The sequence below is a fragment of the Ruegeria sp. BE9 genome (genome assembly GCF_056538765.1).
The window spans coordinates 120528-136349 of sequence record NZ_JBQFTS010000010.1; the positions used below are offsets into that span (position 1 = coordinate 120528).

15 protein-coding genes are annotated in these 15822 nt (G+C 56.1%); 10 read left to right on the top strand and 5 right to left on the bottom strand.

Translation table 11 applies throughout. The annotated features are described in order from the left end of the window. Window positions 1-51: 51 nt before the first annotated feature. Genes ACR0EO_RS20545 through ACR0EO_RS20560 form a run of 4 tightly spaced genes read left to right on the top strand, consistent with a single transcriptional unit; the run spans window position 52 to window position 3204 of the window. Window positions 52-849, top strand: coding sequence for an ABC transporter ATP-binding protein (locus tag ACR0EO_RS20545; protein ID WP_480692727.1), 798 nt, complete (start codon window positions 52-54; stop codon window positions 847-849). Window positions 850-889: 40 nt separating this feature from the next. Then, on the top strand, window positions 890-1654 hold the full coding sequence (locus tag ACR0EO_RS20550; RefSeq protein ID WP_480692729.1) for a transporter substrate-binding domain-containing protein: 765 nt from the start codon (window positions 890-892) through the stop codon (window positions 1652-1654). A 9-nt stretch (window positions 1655-1663) separates the two neighbouring features. Beyond that, window positions 1664-2416: an ABC transporter permease gene (locus ACR0EO_RS20555; RefSeq protein ID WP_480692731.1), complete on the top strand. Its 753-nt coding sequence runs from the start codon at window positions 1664-1666 to the stop codon at window positions 2414-2416. Then, on the top strand, window positions 2413-3204 hold the full coding sequence (locus ACR0EO_RS20560) for an ABC transporter permease (protein WP_480692733.1): 792 nt from the start codon (window positions 2413-2415) through the stop codon (window positions 3202-3204). The genes ACR0EO_RS20555 and ACR0EO_RS20560 overlap by 4 nt, the downstream gene beginning before the upstream one ends. A gap of 103 nt (window positions 3205-3307) precedes the next feature. On the opposite strand, the gene nadC is transcribed toward ACR0EO_RS20560, so the two are convergent. From nadC to ACR0EO_RS20580, 4 genes are all read right to left on the bottom strand, one after another. Further along, a complete protein-coding gene (nadC, locus tag ACR0EO_RS20565) occupies window positions 3308-4156 on the bottom strand; it encodes a carboxylating nicotinate-nucleotide diphosphorylase (RefSeq protein WP_480692735.1) in 849 nt (282 codons plus the stop codon). Next, entirely contained in the window at window positions 4153-5718 is a 1566-nt protein-coding gene (locus ACR0EO_RS20570; protein WP_480692737.1) for an L-aspartate oxidase, read from the bottom strand. The genes nadC and ACR0EO_RS20570 overlap by 4 nt, the downstream gene beginning before the upstream one ends. Before the next feature lie 8 nt (window positions 5719-5726). Continuing rightward, window positions 5727-6779 carry a quinolinate synthase NadA gene (gene nadA, locus ACR0EO_RS20575; protein WP_480692738.1) on the bottom strand — a complete coding sequence of 351 codons (1053 nt, stop codon included), beginning with the start codon at window positions 6777-6779 and terminating at the stop codon, window positions 5727-5729. Between the two features lie 304 nt (window positions 6780-7083). Beyond that, a complete protein-coding gene (locus tag ACR0EO_RS20580; RefSeq protein ID WP_480692740.1) occupies window positions 7084-8076 on the bottom strand; it encodes a quinone oxidoreductase family protein in 993 nt (330 codons plus the stop codon). 97 nt (window positions 8077-8173) lie between these two features. Between ACR0EO_RS20580 and ACR0EO_RS20585 the strand changes: the two genes are divergently transcribed. Next, window positions 8174-9010, top strand: a complete 837-nt coding sequence (locus tag ACR0EO_RS20585; RefSeq protein WP_480692742.1) for a LysR family transcriptional regulator — start codon at window positions 8174-8176, stop codon at window positions 9008-9010. 443 nt (window positions 9011-9453) lie between these two features. On the opposite strand, the gene ACR0EO_RS20590 is transcribed toward ACR0EO_RS20585, so the two are convergent. Then, a complete protein-coding gene (locus ACR0EO_RS20590) occupies window positions 9454-10056 on the bottom strand; it encodes a helix-turn-helix domain-containing protein (protein ID WP_480692744.1) in 603 nt (200 codons plus the stop codon). Window positions 10057-10202: 146 nt separating this feature from the next. Between ACR0EO_RS20590 and glyA the strand changes: the two genes are divergently transcribed. The 5 genes from glyA to ACR0EO_RS20615 all read left to right on the top strand — a co-directional run bounded on the left by glyA (window position 10203) and on the right by ACR0EO_RS20615 (window position 15703). Beyond that, window positions 10203-11456 (top strand): serine hydroxymethyltransferase, encoded by a 1254-nt coding sequence (gene glyA / locus ACR0EO_RS20595; protein WP_480692745.1) that lies wholly within the window; start codon window positions 10203-10205, stop codon window positions 11454-11456. Window positions 11457-11467: 11 nt separating this feature from the next. Further along, window positions 11468-12850 carry a dihydrolipoyl dehydrogenase gene (gene lpdA, locus ACR0EO_RS20600; RefSeq protein WP_480692746.1) on the top strand — a complete coding sequence of 461 codons (1383 nt, stop codon included), beginning with the start codon at window positions 11468-11470 and terminating at the stop codon, window positions 12848-12850. 14 nt (window positions 12851-12864) lie between these two features. Continuing rightward, window positions 12865-13809, top strand: coding sequence for a lipoyl synthase (gene lipA, locus ACR0EO_RS20605; protein WP_480692748.1), 945 nt, complete (start codon window positions 12865-12867; stop codon window positions 13807-13809). Between the two features lie 25 nt (window positions 13810-13834). Further along, a complete protein-coding gene (locus tag ACR0EO_RS20610) occupies window positions 13835-15205 on the top strand; it encodes an alanine/glycine:cation symporter family protein (protein WP_170335370.1) in 1371 nt (456 codons plus the stop codon). 75 nt (window positions 15206-15280) lie between these two features. Next, window positions 15281-15703: a universal stress protein gene (locus ACR0EO_RS20615; protein ID WP_480692749.1), complete on the top strand. Its 423-nt coding sequence runs from the start codon at window positions 15281-15283 to the stop codon at window positions 15701-15703. Window positions 15704-15822 lie beyond the last annotated feature (119 nt).

A 15822-nucleotide genomic window follows, 5' to 3' on the forward strand; every position in this document is an offset into this window, starting at 1 on the left:
AATTGCTAGATTCGGGGCTTACTGCAAGTCGAAATCAGAAGAATGTTGGATATGGGCACAGCCAAAGCAAATTTACCCGCGCACGATACAGCCGCTTCTGAAGAGGCAATAAGGGTTGAAGACCTTCACAAGTCCTTCGGTCGGTTGGAGGTCTTGAAGGGTGTGTCTCTGACCGCGCGCAAGGGCGATGTCGTCGCAATTATCGGCGGGTCAGGTTCCGGTAAATCGACCATGTTGCGCTGTATAAACTTTCTGGAGACTCCGAGTTCGGGAAAGATAACAATCGGCGGTGAGCTGGTTGAAATGCACGCTGATGGCAGCCCTTCCAATCGCCGCCAAATCGAGCGTATTCGCACGCGGCTTGCCATGGTCTTCCAGCAGTTCAACCTGTGGACGCACCGCACACTATTGGAAAACGTGATCGAAGTGCCGGTCCATGTTCTCAAGGTTCCAAAAGCACAGGCTATTGAGCGTGCGCACGAACTGCTCGAACGTGTGGGGCTTGGGGACAAAGCCGACACATATCCAGCCTATCTTTCAGGTGGTCAGCAACAACGCGCAGCCATAGCGCGGGCATTGGCGGTTGACCCATCCGTCATGCTATTTGATGAGCCGACCTCAGCGCTTGATCCTGAGCTGGTCGGCGAGGTTTTAACCGTAATCCGTGACCTTGCGGCCGAAGGGCGTACTATGCTGCTGGTTACCCATGAAATGAAATTCGCTCGCGAAGTTGCCAATCACGTTGTCTATCTCTTCGAGGGCCGTATCGAAGAGCAGGGGCCGCCCGCCGAGGTTTTCGGCAATCCCAAATCTGCGCGGCTTAAACAATTCCTGAGCTCAGTGGCCTAAACCAAAAAACCAAATAAGAAATCCAACAGGGAGTAATATAATGAACGTCAAGAAACTGCTCGCATCCAGCCTAGCAGCTGCAGTCCTTTCGGCCGGCGTTGCAAGCGCCGAAGAGGTCAAGATCGGCATTGCGGCCGAACCTTATCCACCATTTGCCTCGCTGGACAGCTCTGGCAACTGGGTCGGCTGGGAAATCGATGTCATCAATGCTGTATGCGCGGCGGCCGAGTTGGATTGCGTGATCACGCCCGTTGCGTGGGACGGTATCATCCCATCGCTGACGGGGCAGCAGATCGACGCGATCATGGCCTCAATGTCGATCACCGAGGAGCGTCTCAAGACTATTGATTTCAGCGATCCTTACTACAACACACCCGCAGTTATCGTTGCCGATAAATCGATGGACATTGAAGCGACCCCAGAGTCTTTGGCGGGTAAAGTTATCGGTATTCAGGCTTCGACCATTCATCAGGCCTATGCGCAGGAATACTTCAAGGATGCTGAACTGAGGGTCTATCAGACTCAGGATGAGGCAAATCAGGATCTGTTCGCGGGACGCATTGACGCCACCCAAGCTGACAGCATCGCTATGGCGGATTTTGTGAACTCGGATGCGGGCGCGTGTTGTGAGATCAAAGGAGCCGTTAAAGACGATCCTGCGATCCTAGGTCGTGGCGTTGGTGCCGGGGTTCGTAAAGGTCAGGATGACCTGCGTGAGGCGCTGAACAAAGGAATCGCGGCCATTCTTGCCGATGGTACGCACGATAAGATTACATCCAACTACTTCTCGGCCAGCATCTACTAAGCCGCTGCCGTGACCGAACTGTTAGAGTCGCTTGGACTGGCGCAGAGTGTAGAACTCCTGTCACTCTCGCCGCCGGGATGGGGGGGCAATCTGCTGCGCGGATTGTCCCACTCGTTGCAAATCGCTTTTGGCGCATATGCGCTCGGTCTGGTGATCGGACTGTTCGGAGCTTATGGCAAACTTTATGGCGGGAAAGTCACGCGCGATCTTCTCGCCATCTACACGACCGTGATCCGCGCTGTGCCGGAGTTGGTCCTGATCCTGATCCTGTATTATGTGGGGTCGGATATCATCAACAAAATATCAGCCGCTTTAGGTGGTGGACGTGTCGAGGTCAGCGGTGTGGCCGCAGGCATATGGGTGCTGGGGGTTGTTCAAGGTGCTTACGCGACCGAAATCCTGCGCGGCGCTATTCAGGCTGTGCCACCTGGGCAGATTGAGGCCGCGAAATCCTATGGCATGCCAGCCTTCATGACCATGCGCCGCGTGACAATCCCGGCGATGATGAGTTTTGCTGTTCCTGGTCTGGCCAACCTGTGGCTGATCGCGACTAAGGATACCGCGTTGCTCGCCGTCGTGGGCTTTAACGAACTGACGCTCGAGACACGTCAGGCCGCAAGCAGTACACGCGCCTATTTCACCTTTTTCTTAGCGGCTGGCTTCCTCTATCTCATGGTCACTCTGTGTTCCGGCGGCATCTTCGCCCGGATTGAGAAATGGGCGCGCCGCGGCCAACCCTCTCTAAAGGGAGGGGCCAGATGATTGACTTTAAATCTTTGATGCAGCCGCACCGAATTGTGATGATGCTGATCTTTGCCGGCATTGTTGTCTGGTGTGCTTTGTCTTTGCAGTGGGATTGGATTCCAAAATACGCACCGCTCGCACTTCAGGGGATCTGGACGACAATCTGGCTGCTGGTTGTCACTGTTGTGCTCGGTTTCCTTCTTGCAGTGCCGCTTGGGCTGGCACAGGCGATCGGGCCTTGGTACTTAGCCGCCCCAGCCAAAGCCTTTTGCACCATTATCCGGGGTACGCCGCTGCTGCTGCAGCTTTGGCTGTTGTACTATGGGCTTGGCTCTCTTTTTCCTCAGTTCCCGTGGATACGGTCTTCAGAGCTTTGGCCGTACCTGCGTCAGGCGTGGCCATACGCGGTTCTGGCGCTTACGCTTTCCTATGCGGGCTACGAGGGCGAAGTCATGCGCGGCGCCTTCAAAGGAGTTGCCAAAGGTCAGTTAGAGGCCGCCAAAGCATTCGGCATGCCGCGATTTACGATGTTTCGCCGCATCTGGTTGCCGCAAGCGATCCGAAATGTGCTGCCAACGCTTGGGGGTGAAACCATCCTACAGCTAAAGGCAACGCCTTTGGTGGCGACCATCACCGTAGTCGATATCTACGCCGTTTCTTCGAGAGTGCGCTCGGACACTTTCATCATCTATGAGCCACTTATTTTGCTGGCGGTGTTCTACATACTCGTCGCCGGATTGATTGCTTTGGCTTTCCATTGGTTAGAGGTGCAGGTGTTGGGCACTGGGAAGAGAAGTGTGGACTGAGCTACTGCCTTGTTTTCCATCAGCGACTGGCAGGGTGTTGTGACCTAGGCTGTCACGCAGACTAAAAATACACCATTGCCACGTCGAAAATCTCGCTGGGATGCTAAAAGTCCAACCCGATATCAATGGTGCGGTACGAATGGGTCAGCGCTCCGGAGGAGATATAGTCCACGCCGGTTGCGGCGACGGCTGCCACAGTCTCTAGGTTGATATTGCCGGACGCTTCTGTCACCAGCCGACCACCGACCAGGTCGACTGCTTCTTTCAACATCTCTGGTGACATGTTGTCTAGCAATACCACATCGGCCCCGCCGACCTCGAGCACTTCGGCAAGTTGGTTCAGCGTGTCCACTTCGATCTCAACTTTCATCATGTGCGATGCCCGGGCCTTAGTTGCCTCAAGCACTGCGCGCACGCCGCCTGCTGCCGCAATATGATTATCCTTGATCAGGATCGCGTCCGACAATGAAAAGCGGTGATTGAAGCCGCCCCCATGCAGCACGGCTTGTTTCTCTACAATACGCAGCCCGGGTGTGGTCTTGCGGGTGCAGGTGATGCGCGCCTTGGTGCCTTTGGTCTCGGCAACCAATGCCGACGTTGCGGTCGCCACACCGGTCATGCGTCCGGCAAGGTTCAAAGCCACCCGCTCGCCTGAAAGGATCGAGGCCGCACTTCCTTTTATCTCCAAAAGTGTATCGTCCTTTGCGCAACGCTGCCCGTCTGCAACATGGGGCGTGACTTGCAGTGAAGGGTCAACCAAACGAAAAGCCAGCGCGGCCACTTGCATACCTGAGACCACTGCATCCTCACGCGCATTCAGCCGTGCTGAATAAGTGGTGTTGGCCGGGATCACGGTCAGCGTGGTGATGTCGCCATTGGCGCCCAAATCCTCCATCAATGCTGACCGCACCATGGGTTCAAGGATCAGATCTGGCAGGGCAGGATAGGTCATGCTGTTTCCTTTGCGATGCGGTCCCGCAGGGCCAGTGCTTCGATAAGAGTGAGGGACGAGCGTTGGCCGGGGCCGGGAAGAAGATCAGGAAAATCGGATCGGTAATGTGCGCCGCGACTTTCTTCGCGCAGCAATGCGGCGGCGGCGATTAACGTGGCGGTCGCAGTCATGTTGAGAAACACAGCGGACTCGGCGTGCCGAGCCTCAAGTGCAGAAATTTCTGACAGGGCACGGAGCAGGCCCACTTGGTCTCGCACCACACCCACATTTTCGGTCATGGTCTGGCGCAGGGCAGTCACGTCTTGTTCCCAATTGCCATCTTCACCGGGGGTCGGATGGATATCGACCTCGGGGGCGTCGCATTCGGTCATCACAGATGCAATGTCCCGGGCGCAAGCCCGCGCAAAAACCAATGCTTCGAGCAGCCCGTTCGATGCAAGGCGATTTGCCCCGTGTAATCCGGTCGAGGCCGCTTCGCCGCAGATCCACAAGTTAGCAAGAGAGCTTCGCCCTGCCAGATCGGTTTCGACACCGCCCATATGATAGTGCGCTGAGGCGGTCACCGGGATCGGTTCTTGGGTTGGATCGACGCAGTTTCGCAAACAGGCTTCTGTCACCGCGGGGAAATGCTCTGCGATCACGGCACCGATGGCTTGGCGGGTGTCCAAAGCGGGTCGCATGCCATTTTGCGCCTGCAAAAAGACAGCTCTCGCAACCGTATCACGCGGGGCCAGTTCTGCGTCGGGGTGAATGTTCGGCATGAACCGATGCCCGTCACGGTCGATCAGAATAGCACCTTCGCCACGTAAAGCCTCGGTCGCAAGTGGTGTAGGATCTTCGCCTACGTCAATTGCGGTCGGGTGAAATTGTACGAATTCCGCATCCGCGATCCGAGCGCCAGCCCGGGCCGCCATTCCGATGCCCTGTCCGCGAATTCGCGCAGGATTAGTGGTTTGGGCATAAAGGCCAGACGAACCGCCAGTTGCCAGAACATGTGCTGCCCCTCGCAGTAAAACGGTCGGGGCTGTTACATTGTCTGCATTGGTTATGTAGACACCGGTGACCTGACTGCCGTCGCTCTGAAGCTCGACGGCCTGCATGCCTTCGATCACCTGTATTGATGGAGTTTGGCGCAATTCTTCGATAAGTGCCCGCATGATCTCGGACCCGGCCTGATCGCCTTTGACACGCACAACGCGTGCAGCGGAATGTGCTGCTTCGCGCGATTGCACAAACCCGCCATCGGCGGTCCGGTCAAAACCAGTCCCCAATTCCGATAGATCAAGAATGTGTTCCGGAGCGGCGTTGGTAACGAACTCGGCCACCTCTCTCAGAACCGACCCTCCGCCAGCGCGCATCGTATCATCCGCGTGCGCTTGGGGGCTGTCGGTCTGCGCCATGGCTGCCGCAACGCCGCCTTGAGCCCAAGCCGAACTTGCGCCTGACCCCAGGGGTTCGGGTGAAATCATCACAACCGGCAGCGGCGCGAGCTTTAGGGCAGTATAAACCGCAGCCAACCCGGCCCCGATGATGACCACGCGCGGCGTTTCGATTGTTTGCATGTCGCCGATCAAATACCCAATTGGCGCGAAAGATCGATCATGCGCTGTACAGAAAGACGTGCTTTGTCTGCGACCTCTGCGTCAACCTCGACCTGCCCGGTCATGGTGTCCAGCGCGTACAGAACTTTTTCCAGCGTGATCTTCTTCATGTAGGGACACATGTTGCACGGACCGACGAAATCGACCTCGGGCAGTTCGTCAGCGATGTTGGATGCCATCGAACATTCGGTGATCAGAAGGGCCTTTTCCGGCTTTTCATCGGTGACATACTTGATGATGCCGCTGGTCGAGCCAGAAAAGTCTGCTTCGGCCACAACGTCTGGCGGGCATTCAGGGTGCGCAATCAGTCGCGTGCCCGGGTTCCATTCGCGGAAATCGCGCAGGTCTTTCGCGCTGTATTGCTCGTGCACGATGCATGAGCCTTCCCACCAAACTACGTTCTTTTGCGGCACGTCTCGGGCCACGTTCTGCGCAAGATATTGGTCCGGCGTTATGATAACTGTATCGCTGTCTTGTGCGGCAACGATCTGAGCGGCGTTGGATGAAGTGCAGCATATATCCGAGGCTGCCTTCACCTCAGCCGTGGTGTTTACATAGGATACGACCGGTGCGCCTGGATACCGCCGGCGCATTTCCTCAATCCCTTCGGCGGTGATGGACTCCGCCAGTGAACATCCGGCCTCCATATCCGGCATCAGCACGGTTTTTCCGGGGCTTAGAATCTTGGACGTTTCGGCCATAAAATGCACGCCGCATTGTACGATCACATCCGCCTCGACCTCAGTCGCCTTGATCGCAAGCTGCAGGCTGTCGCCGCCGAAATCTGAAATGCCATGGTAAATCTCGGGCGTCATATAGTTATGGCCCAGAATTACCGCATTACGTTCGGCTTTCAGGTCGTTGATCGCTTTTACGTATGGTGCATAGATCGCCCAATCTACTGGTGAGACCACACGGGACATGCGGTCGTAGATATCGCTCATGCTGTTTGCCAGCTCGGGCGAAGGGTCGAGATCATATTTTTCGGAGAGATGCGCGCGCTGCGCGGGTAGGTCGAACACGGGACTGTTTTCTGCCTGAGAAAATTGATGCGCCTTACGTACCGGATTCAATTTAAATTGAACACCACTCAAAAAAGAAATTTGTGCTGAATTTCGCCGATCCCTTAGAACCATTTGCCTTATTGCATGTTTCGCGTCTGCCTGAGGCTGACGTTCTGTCATGTCTATTCGACCACAAGTCGAGGTAGTCGCGTTTTGGCTGCGCAAGACGCGACTAAGAATTTCTCAGGTTTTCAGGGTTGCGGCGTGCCCACGCTCGTTAAGGCTTGGAACATGGCAGATGTCGGCTCATGACCTGACTTGCTCAGATTGTTAGTACTATCTTGCCCGTGGTTTCTCCGGCCTCTAAGCGCCGATGCGCTTCTGCCGCCTCGGTCAGCGGCAATTCGGTAATCTGAGGACGAAGAACGCCTCTGCCCAATAGTTCAAATACCCGTTTCATGTCCTCGCTGAATGCTTGTGGTTTGTCCCCGAAATACGTGTAAATGTCGCTGACCCTCAGCGCGTTGGATTTCTGAAAGTGTCGGGCCAGATCATCTGCAAATGTACCTGCAGGGGGGCCTGCAAGAAATCCAAAGATCACAGCTGTGCCCAAGGGTGCGAGCACCTCAAGGTCGGACTTCACGGTCTCACCCGAGATTGGGTTAAGAGTCAGATCAACCCCGCGCCCACCGGTGATTTCCTTTACACGTGTGGCAAAATCTTCGTTCACATAGTCGATCACGTGGTCCACGCCTTGTGTTTGGGCGTAATGAATTTTACCTGGGCTGACAGATGCAATAACCGTTAACCCAAGGTGCTTTGCAATCTGCACGGCCATCGTGCCGACACCGCCAGCCGCTGCGTGAATTAGCACGTTGTCGCCAGCTTTGGCGTTCCCCAGATTGACGAGCATATGCCAAGCGGTCATTGCATTTACTGGCATAGCTGCAGCGGTTGTGTAACGGATGTCATCGGCGATTTGTGTGACGTAGGGAGCGGCGATGACGGAATGGCTGCTATATCCACCAGCTCCAATCGGCCCAATCCATGAAACGCGGTCACCAATTGCAAATCCTTCAACGCCTTCGCCTAAGGCCTCAATCGCGCCGGCGCCTTCGACGCCTGGGATATGGGGTAGGTTGGGCATCATTCCTTCGGGCATTTCCCTCCGGCGGATAATCGTGTCGATAAAGTTCACAGCACTCGCGCGGTTGCGGATCAGAATTTCGCCTTTTCCGGGCGCAGGGGTTGGAAAGTCGGTGCGGCTTAGGATTTCAGGAGTGCCGGTTTCGGTTATCTGGATGGCGAAGGTCATTTTAGGGTCCTCGGAACTGTTGTTCCGAAGAAGGTAGCCTTTGCCCACATGGGTGATAATATCTACAAATGGAAATGATAATCCCATACATGAAATAATGATCTACAACGACCTTGCTCTTTTTACCGCCGTTGCCCGGCATCTAAGTTTTTCGGAAGCTGCTGGGCAGATCGGAATCCCTCTGTCTCGCGTAAGCCGCCGCATCGCCGAGCTTGAAGACCATCTTGGAGTAAGGCTTTTCGAACGCACCACCCGCCAGGTCCGACTGACCGAGGAAGGTCGCCGCCTATTGGATCGCTGTCAAAACCCGATTGAGGCGTTGCAGGGTATTGCGGGGTTTGCCGAAGACACGACTAGCCAGACAATCCGTATCACTGCGCCCCCTTTGGCGGTGCAGGACAGGATTGGACCGCTCTTGTTAGATTTCGCATCTGAGAACCCGGATATTAGGATTGATCTGACAACTTCGAACGCAGTCTTGGATTTCTTCCGCGACAACATCGATTTGGCCTTCCGCGTTGGCCCTTTGCAGGATTCCGGGTTGGTGGCACGCAAGCTCTGGAGCTTGACTTACGACTTTTGTGCTAGCCTGGAATTTCTTGACGCGCATGAAATCCGAGGCCCGATTTCTTTGGATCGATTGCAGGAGTTGCCCAGCCTTGTCTCGCGGCAGCCTTGGCTGATGCAATCGGGCGTTCAGATTAAACCCCGCAAAATAGTGCACGAGTTCGACACGCTCGACATGCTCGCAGGCGCGGCCCGGAGGGGCATGGGGATCACCGTACTGCCGCGCGACATGGTGACAGAGGGCTTGCATCCGGTGACAGTTGGCGAGGCGAAACCAGTCCGGCGCGATATGTTTGCAGTTTATCCCAGCCGCCGTTTGTTGCCTGCGCGAGTGCGTAAACTTATCGAATTCATGGTCTCTGAGTGACGGGTATGGAGAGCATAATGGTTTCCAAAAGGACTTGACCGAGCGGCGCAGTGCGCAGGTCATAACTATTTTTCGGGTCATCCCTTGGCGCCGAAGGACGCGATCGACTTCACCTTCAAGATTATGGCTGTGTGTCATCAATGCATGACGGGCATTCATAAAGTGCTCAAGATCGAGGTCCGGACCCGATTTGTTGGGAGTTTTGGCCGTAGCCTGGAGCCTGTTAGAAACCGCTGATCTATGAGAGATCAGGCATTCAAGGAGTAACTGTCTATGTGAATTTAGTGCTCCTAGGTTGTGCAGTTCAGGGTATTTCCTTCGGACCAAGGCCTCAGCATCAAACGTCGTTGTCTATCGAAAGACACAACCAGTGAGGCATGGGCGAAGCGATTCCACCACGTTCTGGTTGGTTAACCAGGGTACGGCAGAACTGTCTTGTTTGCTCACTCTAACGACACCCATAGAACTCGGGCGTCTTCTTCGCTGGTGGAGATACAGCCGTGTCCCATGCCGCTGTCGTAATAGAGAGAGTCACCGGCCTTCATCGGCAAGGGGCGATAGTGTTCAGAAACAAAAATTAGCTCTCCGCTAATCACATACATGAACTCCTCGCCGGTGTGGCGGATCCAGTTTTCGAATTCAGAGATGTCTCGTGCCTTGATTGTAGCGATGTAGGGCAGCATCCTTTTGCTGGTCAATTCCGAGCAAAGCAACTCATGTAGATAGGTGGGCGTGTCTCGTGTCTCGCCCTGACCTTTGGGGGTATAATCTCGGCGTCCTGAAATCCCCGTTTGTCCGGACTGGAGAAACAGTTGCGGCGTGCTCATATCAAGCGCCTGCGTCAACCTTCTGACAATGTCAAAACTGGGTCTCGTTTGGTTGTTTTCGATCTTTGACAAAGTTGACCGACCGATTCCCGCAGCCCGCCCGGCCTCTTCCAAAGTCCAGCCTTTTGCGCGGCGCGCATCGCGAATTGAGCGACCCAAGGCCGCCCCTTCGTCCTGATTTTCCTGTCCGGCAACATCACCGCGGTTTTCTTCGGACATAGGAATCTCCTTTTTTTTCAAAGGTTACTGAATTCCCTCTACCTGCACAACTTCACATTAAAGAGATCGTTGTTGCTTTGAATGTACAAATTCCACTATAGGAAACAAAGTTTCATCAACGAGATTCGATGGCGCAGGAGGAGATCATGTTCACAACTTCGCTTACACAGGCTGATCCGGTTATCGCTGAATCGATAGCGCGGGAAGGTCGACGTCAGGCCGAGCAGATTGAGCTTATCGCATCTGAGAACATCGTTTCTCAGGCGGTGATCGACGCACAAGGCTCCGTACTGACAAACAAGTACGCCGAGGGTTACCCGGGTCGCCGCTATTATGGTGGGTGCGAGTATGTGGATGAGGTTGAATCTGAGGCCATCGAACGGCTGAAAAAGCTGTTCGGTTGCGAATTTGCAAACGTCCAGCCGCATTCCGGGGCACAGGCCAACGGCGCGGTAAAGCTGGCGCTGCTGAGCCCCGGCGACACGATCTTGGGCATGTCGCTGGATGCAGGTGGCCACCTGACCCACGGTGCGAAACCAGCGCAGTCCGGCAAATGGTTCCGTCCGGTCCAATACGGCCTGACCGAAGCTGGCCTGATCGACTACGATCAGGTTGAAGAGTTGGCAAAGGCCGAAAAGCCTAAACTGATCATTGCAGGTGCGTCAGCCTATTCGCAAAAAATCGACTTTGCTCGTTTCCGCGCCATTGCGGACGAAGTCGGTGCATGGCTGCTGGCCGATATGGCCCATATCGCCGGTCTGGTCGCAACTGGGCTACACCCCTCGCCCATCGGTCACGCGCATGTGGTCACGTCGACCACACACAAGACCCTTCGCGGGCCGCGTGGTGGGATCATTCTGACCAATGACGAGGCGCTGGTGAAAAAAATCAACTCTGCCGTTTTCCCCGGTCTTCAGGGTGGCCCACTGATGCACGTGATTGCTGGTAAGGCCGTTGCATTTGGCGAGGCGCTGAAACCCGAGTTCAAAGAGTATATGCAGCGGGTTGTCGACAGCGCATCCGCTCTGGCGAACGTTATGATGGCGCGCGGATGTGATATCGTCTCGGGTGGTACTGAAAACCACTTGATGCTGGTCGACTTGCGCCCACTGGGCGTGACCGGCAAAGACGCCGAGGCCGCGTTGGAGCGTGCTGGGTTCACCTGCAACAAGAATAGCGTACCGGGTGATCCAGCAAAACCCACTGTAACCAGCGGTATTCGACTGGGAACCGCAGCGGGCTGTAGCCGCGGGTTCGGTCCGGATGAGTTCACGCAGATTGGCCACCTGATTGGCGACGTGCTGGACGCTCTGGCCCAGTCGCCTGAGGGCGACGCGACAGTCGAAGCTGAAACCCGTGAAAAAGTTCGCGCCCTGTGCGCCAGCCATCCGATTTACTGAGAGAAAAGCCAATGAGCATCTACGACCTCATCGTCATCGGGGGCGGCCCCGGCGGTTATGTTGCTGCAATCCGTGCCGCTCAGCTGGGTATGAAAGTGGCCTGCGTCGAAGGGCGCGGTGCACTTGGCGGAACATGTTTGAATGTGGGGTGCATCCCCTCCAAAGCGTTGCTGACCTCCTCGGCGAAGTATGCCGAGCTTGCACACCTCTCCTCCCATGGCATTTCCGTCGAGGGGGCCGGCATCGACATCCCAGCAATGATGGGACGCAAAGATAAAATCGTTGGAGATTTGACCAACGGGATCGCCTTTCTGTTTAAGAAAAACGGCGTGGATCTAATCGACGGCTGGGCCAGTATTCCAGCTGACGGTCAGGTTAAGGTCGGAGATGACCTCTATGAGGCAAAGAACATCCTGATCGCCACCGGTTCTGAACCGACACCCCTTAGCGGGATCGAGATTGACGAACAGGACATCCTAAGCTCGACCGGAGCTATCGCGCTCGAGACAGTACCCGAGCATCTGGTTGTTGTCGGGGCCGGGGTAATTGGTTTGGAGCTTGGTCAAGTTTGGGCGCGTCTGGGTGCCAAGGTCACTGTGGTCGAATACCTCGACCGAGTACTGCCTGGGATCGACGGCGAGGTCGCCAAACTCGCGCAGCGTGCGCTGTCAAAACGTGGGCTGAAATTCCAACTGGGCCGTGCTTTGAAAACCATCGAAAAGACCGAGGCGGGTTTAGTCCTGTCCTTGGATCGGGTCGGCAAAGACAAGGAAGAGGTGATCGAGGCCGACAAAGTCCTGATCGCCGTCGGACGTCGCCCCGTCACGCGCGGGCTTGGGCTTGAAGATCTGGGAGTGGCCCTTGACCCGCGCGGATTTGTTCAAGTGGACCACACATTCCGTACGTCGGTACCCGGCATTTACGCCATCGGCGATTGCGTGCCCGGACCGATGCTGGCGCACAAGGCCGAAGAAGACGGCGTCGCCTGCGTTGAGATGTTGGCGGGGCAGGGCGGACATGTGGACTACAACACTGTGCCAGGCGTTGTTTACACTGATCCCGAGGTTGCTTCGGTAGGTCTGACCGAAGAGGCGTTAAAAGATGCGGGCACCGAATATTCGGTCGGCAAGTTTGCTTTCATGGCGAACTCGCGTGCCCGGTCAACCGGAGAAACCGATGGTGCGGTCAAGGTGCTGGCTGATCCAAACGGAAAAATCCTCGGTGCGCATATCTGTGGTGCTCACGGCGGTGATCTGATCGCGGAACTCGTTCTGGCGATGACCAAAGGCGCCACCGTCGCCGAGGTCGCAGCCGCTTGTCACGCACATCCGGCCATGGGCGAGGCAGTCAAAGAAGCCTGCCTTGATGCCATGGGCCGCGCAATTCACGCGTAAAAGGGAACTGCAAGATGACCATCCAGCTTCGCCCCCGACATCCGGAAAAAGCCAAGAAGGCTGACAGTGTCATCCCGCGCAAACCAAAGTGGATTCGACGCAAGAAGATCGAAAGCGCTGAGTACTACGAAACACGTCGTCTGATGCGTGATCACGATCTGGCAACGGTTTGCGAAGAGGCCGCCTGTCCGAATATAGGTGAATGTTGGTCCAAGCGTCACGCTACAATGATGATAATGGGCGAGGTTTGCACGCGTGGTTGCTCTTTTTGCAATGTAGCGACCGGGCGGCCTGACGAATTGGACGTGTTCGAACCTGGACGCGTCGCGGCAGCGGTGAAAAAGCTGGGCCTCCGGCATGTCGTGATTACATCTGTCGATCGCGATGATTTGGCTGACGGCGGTGCTGAGCACATCGCTCAGACGATCCGAGCGGTACGTCATCAGAACCCCGGCACCACGGTTGAAGTTCTGACCCCAGACTTTCTTGGAAAAGGGACTGCTGCAAATCTGGTATTTGAAGCGGCACCAGACGTTTTCAACCATAATCTGGAAACTGTGCCGCATCTTTATCCAACGGTTCGTCCCGGTGCTCGGTACTACACTTCGCTTCGGCTGCTGGATGATGCCAAACGCGCGAAACCTGAGATTTTTACCAAATCGGGCTTGATGGTCGGTCTTGGTGAAAGCCTCAGTGACGTGCGTCAAGTGATGGACGACCTGCGCGCCGCAAATGTCGATTTCCTGACCGTCGGCCAGTACTTGCAGCCGACCCCGAAGCACCACCCGATCGATCGTTTCTGGTCACCGGAAGAGTTCGCCCAACTGGAGCAAATCGCGCGATCCAAGGGCTTTCTACACGTGTCGGCCACTCCGCTGACCCGTTCGTCGTTCCACGCGGACGAAGACTTTGCCGCCCTCAAGCAAGTCCGCCAACAGGCGATTGCAGCCGGGGCATAATCCAGACGCACTAGGGAGGAATACCATGGAAGCGTTAAATTCAATCGTAGGGGCCATCAATGGCGTCGTGTGGGGGCCGCTGATGCTGGTTCTCATTCTAGGCGTTGGCTTCTTCCTGCAGGTGGGGCTGAAGTTCATGCCGATCCTGCGCATTGGCACAGGCTTTAGCCTGCTGTTCAAAGGCCGTGAGGGCCAGGGCGAAGGGCAGATCAGCCCGTTCAACGCGCTGATGACCTCGCTGTCAGCGACCATCGGTACGGGTAACATCGCCGGTGTGGCCACTGCTGTCTTCCTGGGCGGTCCGGGCGCTTTGTTCTGGATGTGGATGACCGCCCTGGTGGGCATGGCCACCAAATACGCCGAGGCCGTCTGCGCGGTGAAATACCGTGAAAAGGACGAGCTGGGCAACTTCGTCGGCGGCCCGATGTACTACATCAAGAACGGATTGGGTGCGAAATGGGCCTGGCTGGGCGTCGCCTTCGCACTGTTCGGCGCAATCGCAGCCTTTGGCATCGGTAACGGCGTACAGGCCAACGGAGTGGCGCAGGTTCTCGAATCGAACTTTGGCGTGAACACCTCGGTCACTGGTGTGGTTCTGATGGTGCTGACCGCAGCCGTTATTCTGGGCGGCATCACCCGCATCGGTGCGGTTGCCGGTAAGCTGGTTCCGTTCATGGCGATCGCTTACATCATCGCAGGCCTGCTGGTTCTGATCATCAATATCGCAGAAATCGGCAACGCGTTGTCGCTGGTTTTCACCTATGCCTTCACCCCGTCGGCCGCCGAAGGTGGTTTCGCAGGTGCGGCTGTTTGGGCCGCCATCCGTTTTGGTGTGGCACGTGGTGTCTTCTCGAACGAAGCGGGTCTGGGTTCTGCCCCGATTGCGCACGCCGCGGCTGAGACCAAAGGTCCGGTCAACCAGGGCCTGATCGCGATGCTGGGTACGTTCATCGACACCATCATCGTCTGCTCTATCACCGGTCTGGCAATCATCGCTTCGGGTGCATGGACCTCGGGTGAATCTGGCGCGGCACTGACCTCGCTGGCCTTCGCGACCTCGCTGCCGGGCGGCGGTCACCTGATCGCGATTGCTCTGTCGATCTTCGCCTTCACCACCATCCTCGGCTGGTCGTTCTATGGCGAGAAATGCGTGGAGTTCCTGTTGGGCGTCAAATCGCTGATGCCATACCGCGTGCTCTGGATCGTAGCGATCTATTTCGGCGCAACTGCGGATCTGGGTTTCATCTGGCTGCTGGCGGATACGCTGAACGCCATGATGGCTATCCCGAACCTGATCGCCCTGGCCCTGTTGAGCCCGATCGTCTTCAAACTGACGAAAGAATTCTTTGCCTCGGGTGGCAAGTCAGAAGAGCCGGGTGGCACGCCTGCCGAATAGTCTTTGACGAAATACGGGGGGCCGTCCCGGCCCCCCGCCTTTGAAACAGAATTCTATATCTCGAGGAGAGACGTGATGGCCACGAAAATCCTGCTGCCCATTGATCACGGCGACGACCGCTCGTGGAAACAAGCACTGCCGGTTGCTTTGGAACAAGCGAAGTTCTACGGTGCCGAACTGCATGCGGTTGCCGTCATCCCCGAGATTATTCAACTGCCGAACCTGCCCGCCAACTATGGCGCTGGTGCCAAGGATCACGTCCGCAATGCGGTTCAGGCCATTCTGGATCATGGCAATGCCTCCGATGTGGCGATCCATATCGAAGAAGGCAGTGTCTATCGCGAAATCCTAAAGCTTGCCTACAAGGAAGGCTTTGATCTGATCGTCATGGCGTCGACCAAAGGCGATTTCCCAAATTATGAGATTGGTCCGAACCTCGCCCGTGTGGTGCGCAACGCGCATTGCACCGTGATGGTTGTTCGCGACCAGTCCCGCTGATTGAGAGGCTACAGAAATGACTTCACCAAAACGCACTCCTTTGTATGACTTGCATGTTGAGTTGGGTGGCAAGATGGTTGATTTTGCTGGTTGGGAGATGCCTGTTCAGTATCCTTTGG

Coding starts and splice junctions, on each gene's coding strand:
- ACR0EO_RS20545 (WP_480692727.1), top strand. CDS start 52: ATGGGCACAGCCAAAGCAAATTTACCCGCGCACGATACAGCCGCTTCT.
- ACR0EO_RS20550 (WP_480692729.1), top strand. CDS start 890: ATGAACGTCAAGAAACTGCTCGCATCCAGCCTAGCAGCTGCAGTCCTT.
- ACR0EO_RS20560 (WP_480692733.1), top strand. CDS start 2,413: ATGATTGACTTTAAATCTTTGATGCAGCCGCACCGAATTGTGATGATG.
- nadC (WP_480692735.1), bottom strand. CDS start 4,156: ATGACCTATCCTGCCCTGCCAGATCTGATCCTTGAACCCATGGTGCGG.
- ACR0EO_RS20570 (WP_480692737.1), bottom strand. CDS start 5,718: ATGCAAACAATCGAAACGCCGCGCGTGGTCATCATCGGGGCCGGGTTG.
- ACR0EO_RS20580 (WP_480692740.1), bottom strand. CDS start 8,076: ATGACCTTCGCCATCCAGATAACCGAAACCGGCACTCCTGAAATCCTA.
- ACR0EO_RS20585 (WP_480692742.1), top strand. CDS start 8,174: ATGATCTACAACGACCTTGCTCTTTTTACCGCCGTTGCCCGGCATCTA.
- ACR0EO_RS20590 (WP_480692744.1), bottom strand. CDS start 10,056: ATGTCCGAAGAAAACCGCGGTGATGTTGCCGGACAGGAAAATCAGGAC.
- glyA (WP_480692745.1), top strand. CDS start 10,203: ATGTTCACAACTTCGCTTACACAGGCTGATCCGGTTATCGCTGAATCG.
- lpdA (WP_480692746.1), top strand. CDS start 11,468: ATGAGCATCTACGACCTCATCGTCATCGGGGGCGGCCCCGGCGGTTAT.
- lipA (WP_480692748.1), top strand. CDS start 12,865: ATGACCATCCAGCTTCGCCCCCGACATCCGGAAAAAGCCAAGAAGGCT.
- ACR0EO_RS20610 (WP_170335370.1), top strand. CDS start 13,835: ATGGAAGCGTTAAATTCAATCGTAGGGGCCATCAATGGCGTCGTGTGG.
- ACR0EO_RS20615 (WP_480692749.1), top strand. CDS start 15,281: ATGGCCACGAAAATCCTGCTGCCCATTGATCACGGCGACGACCGCTCG.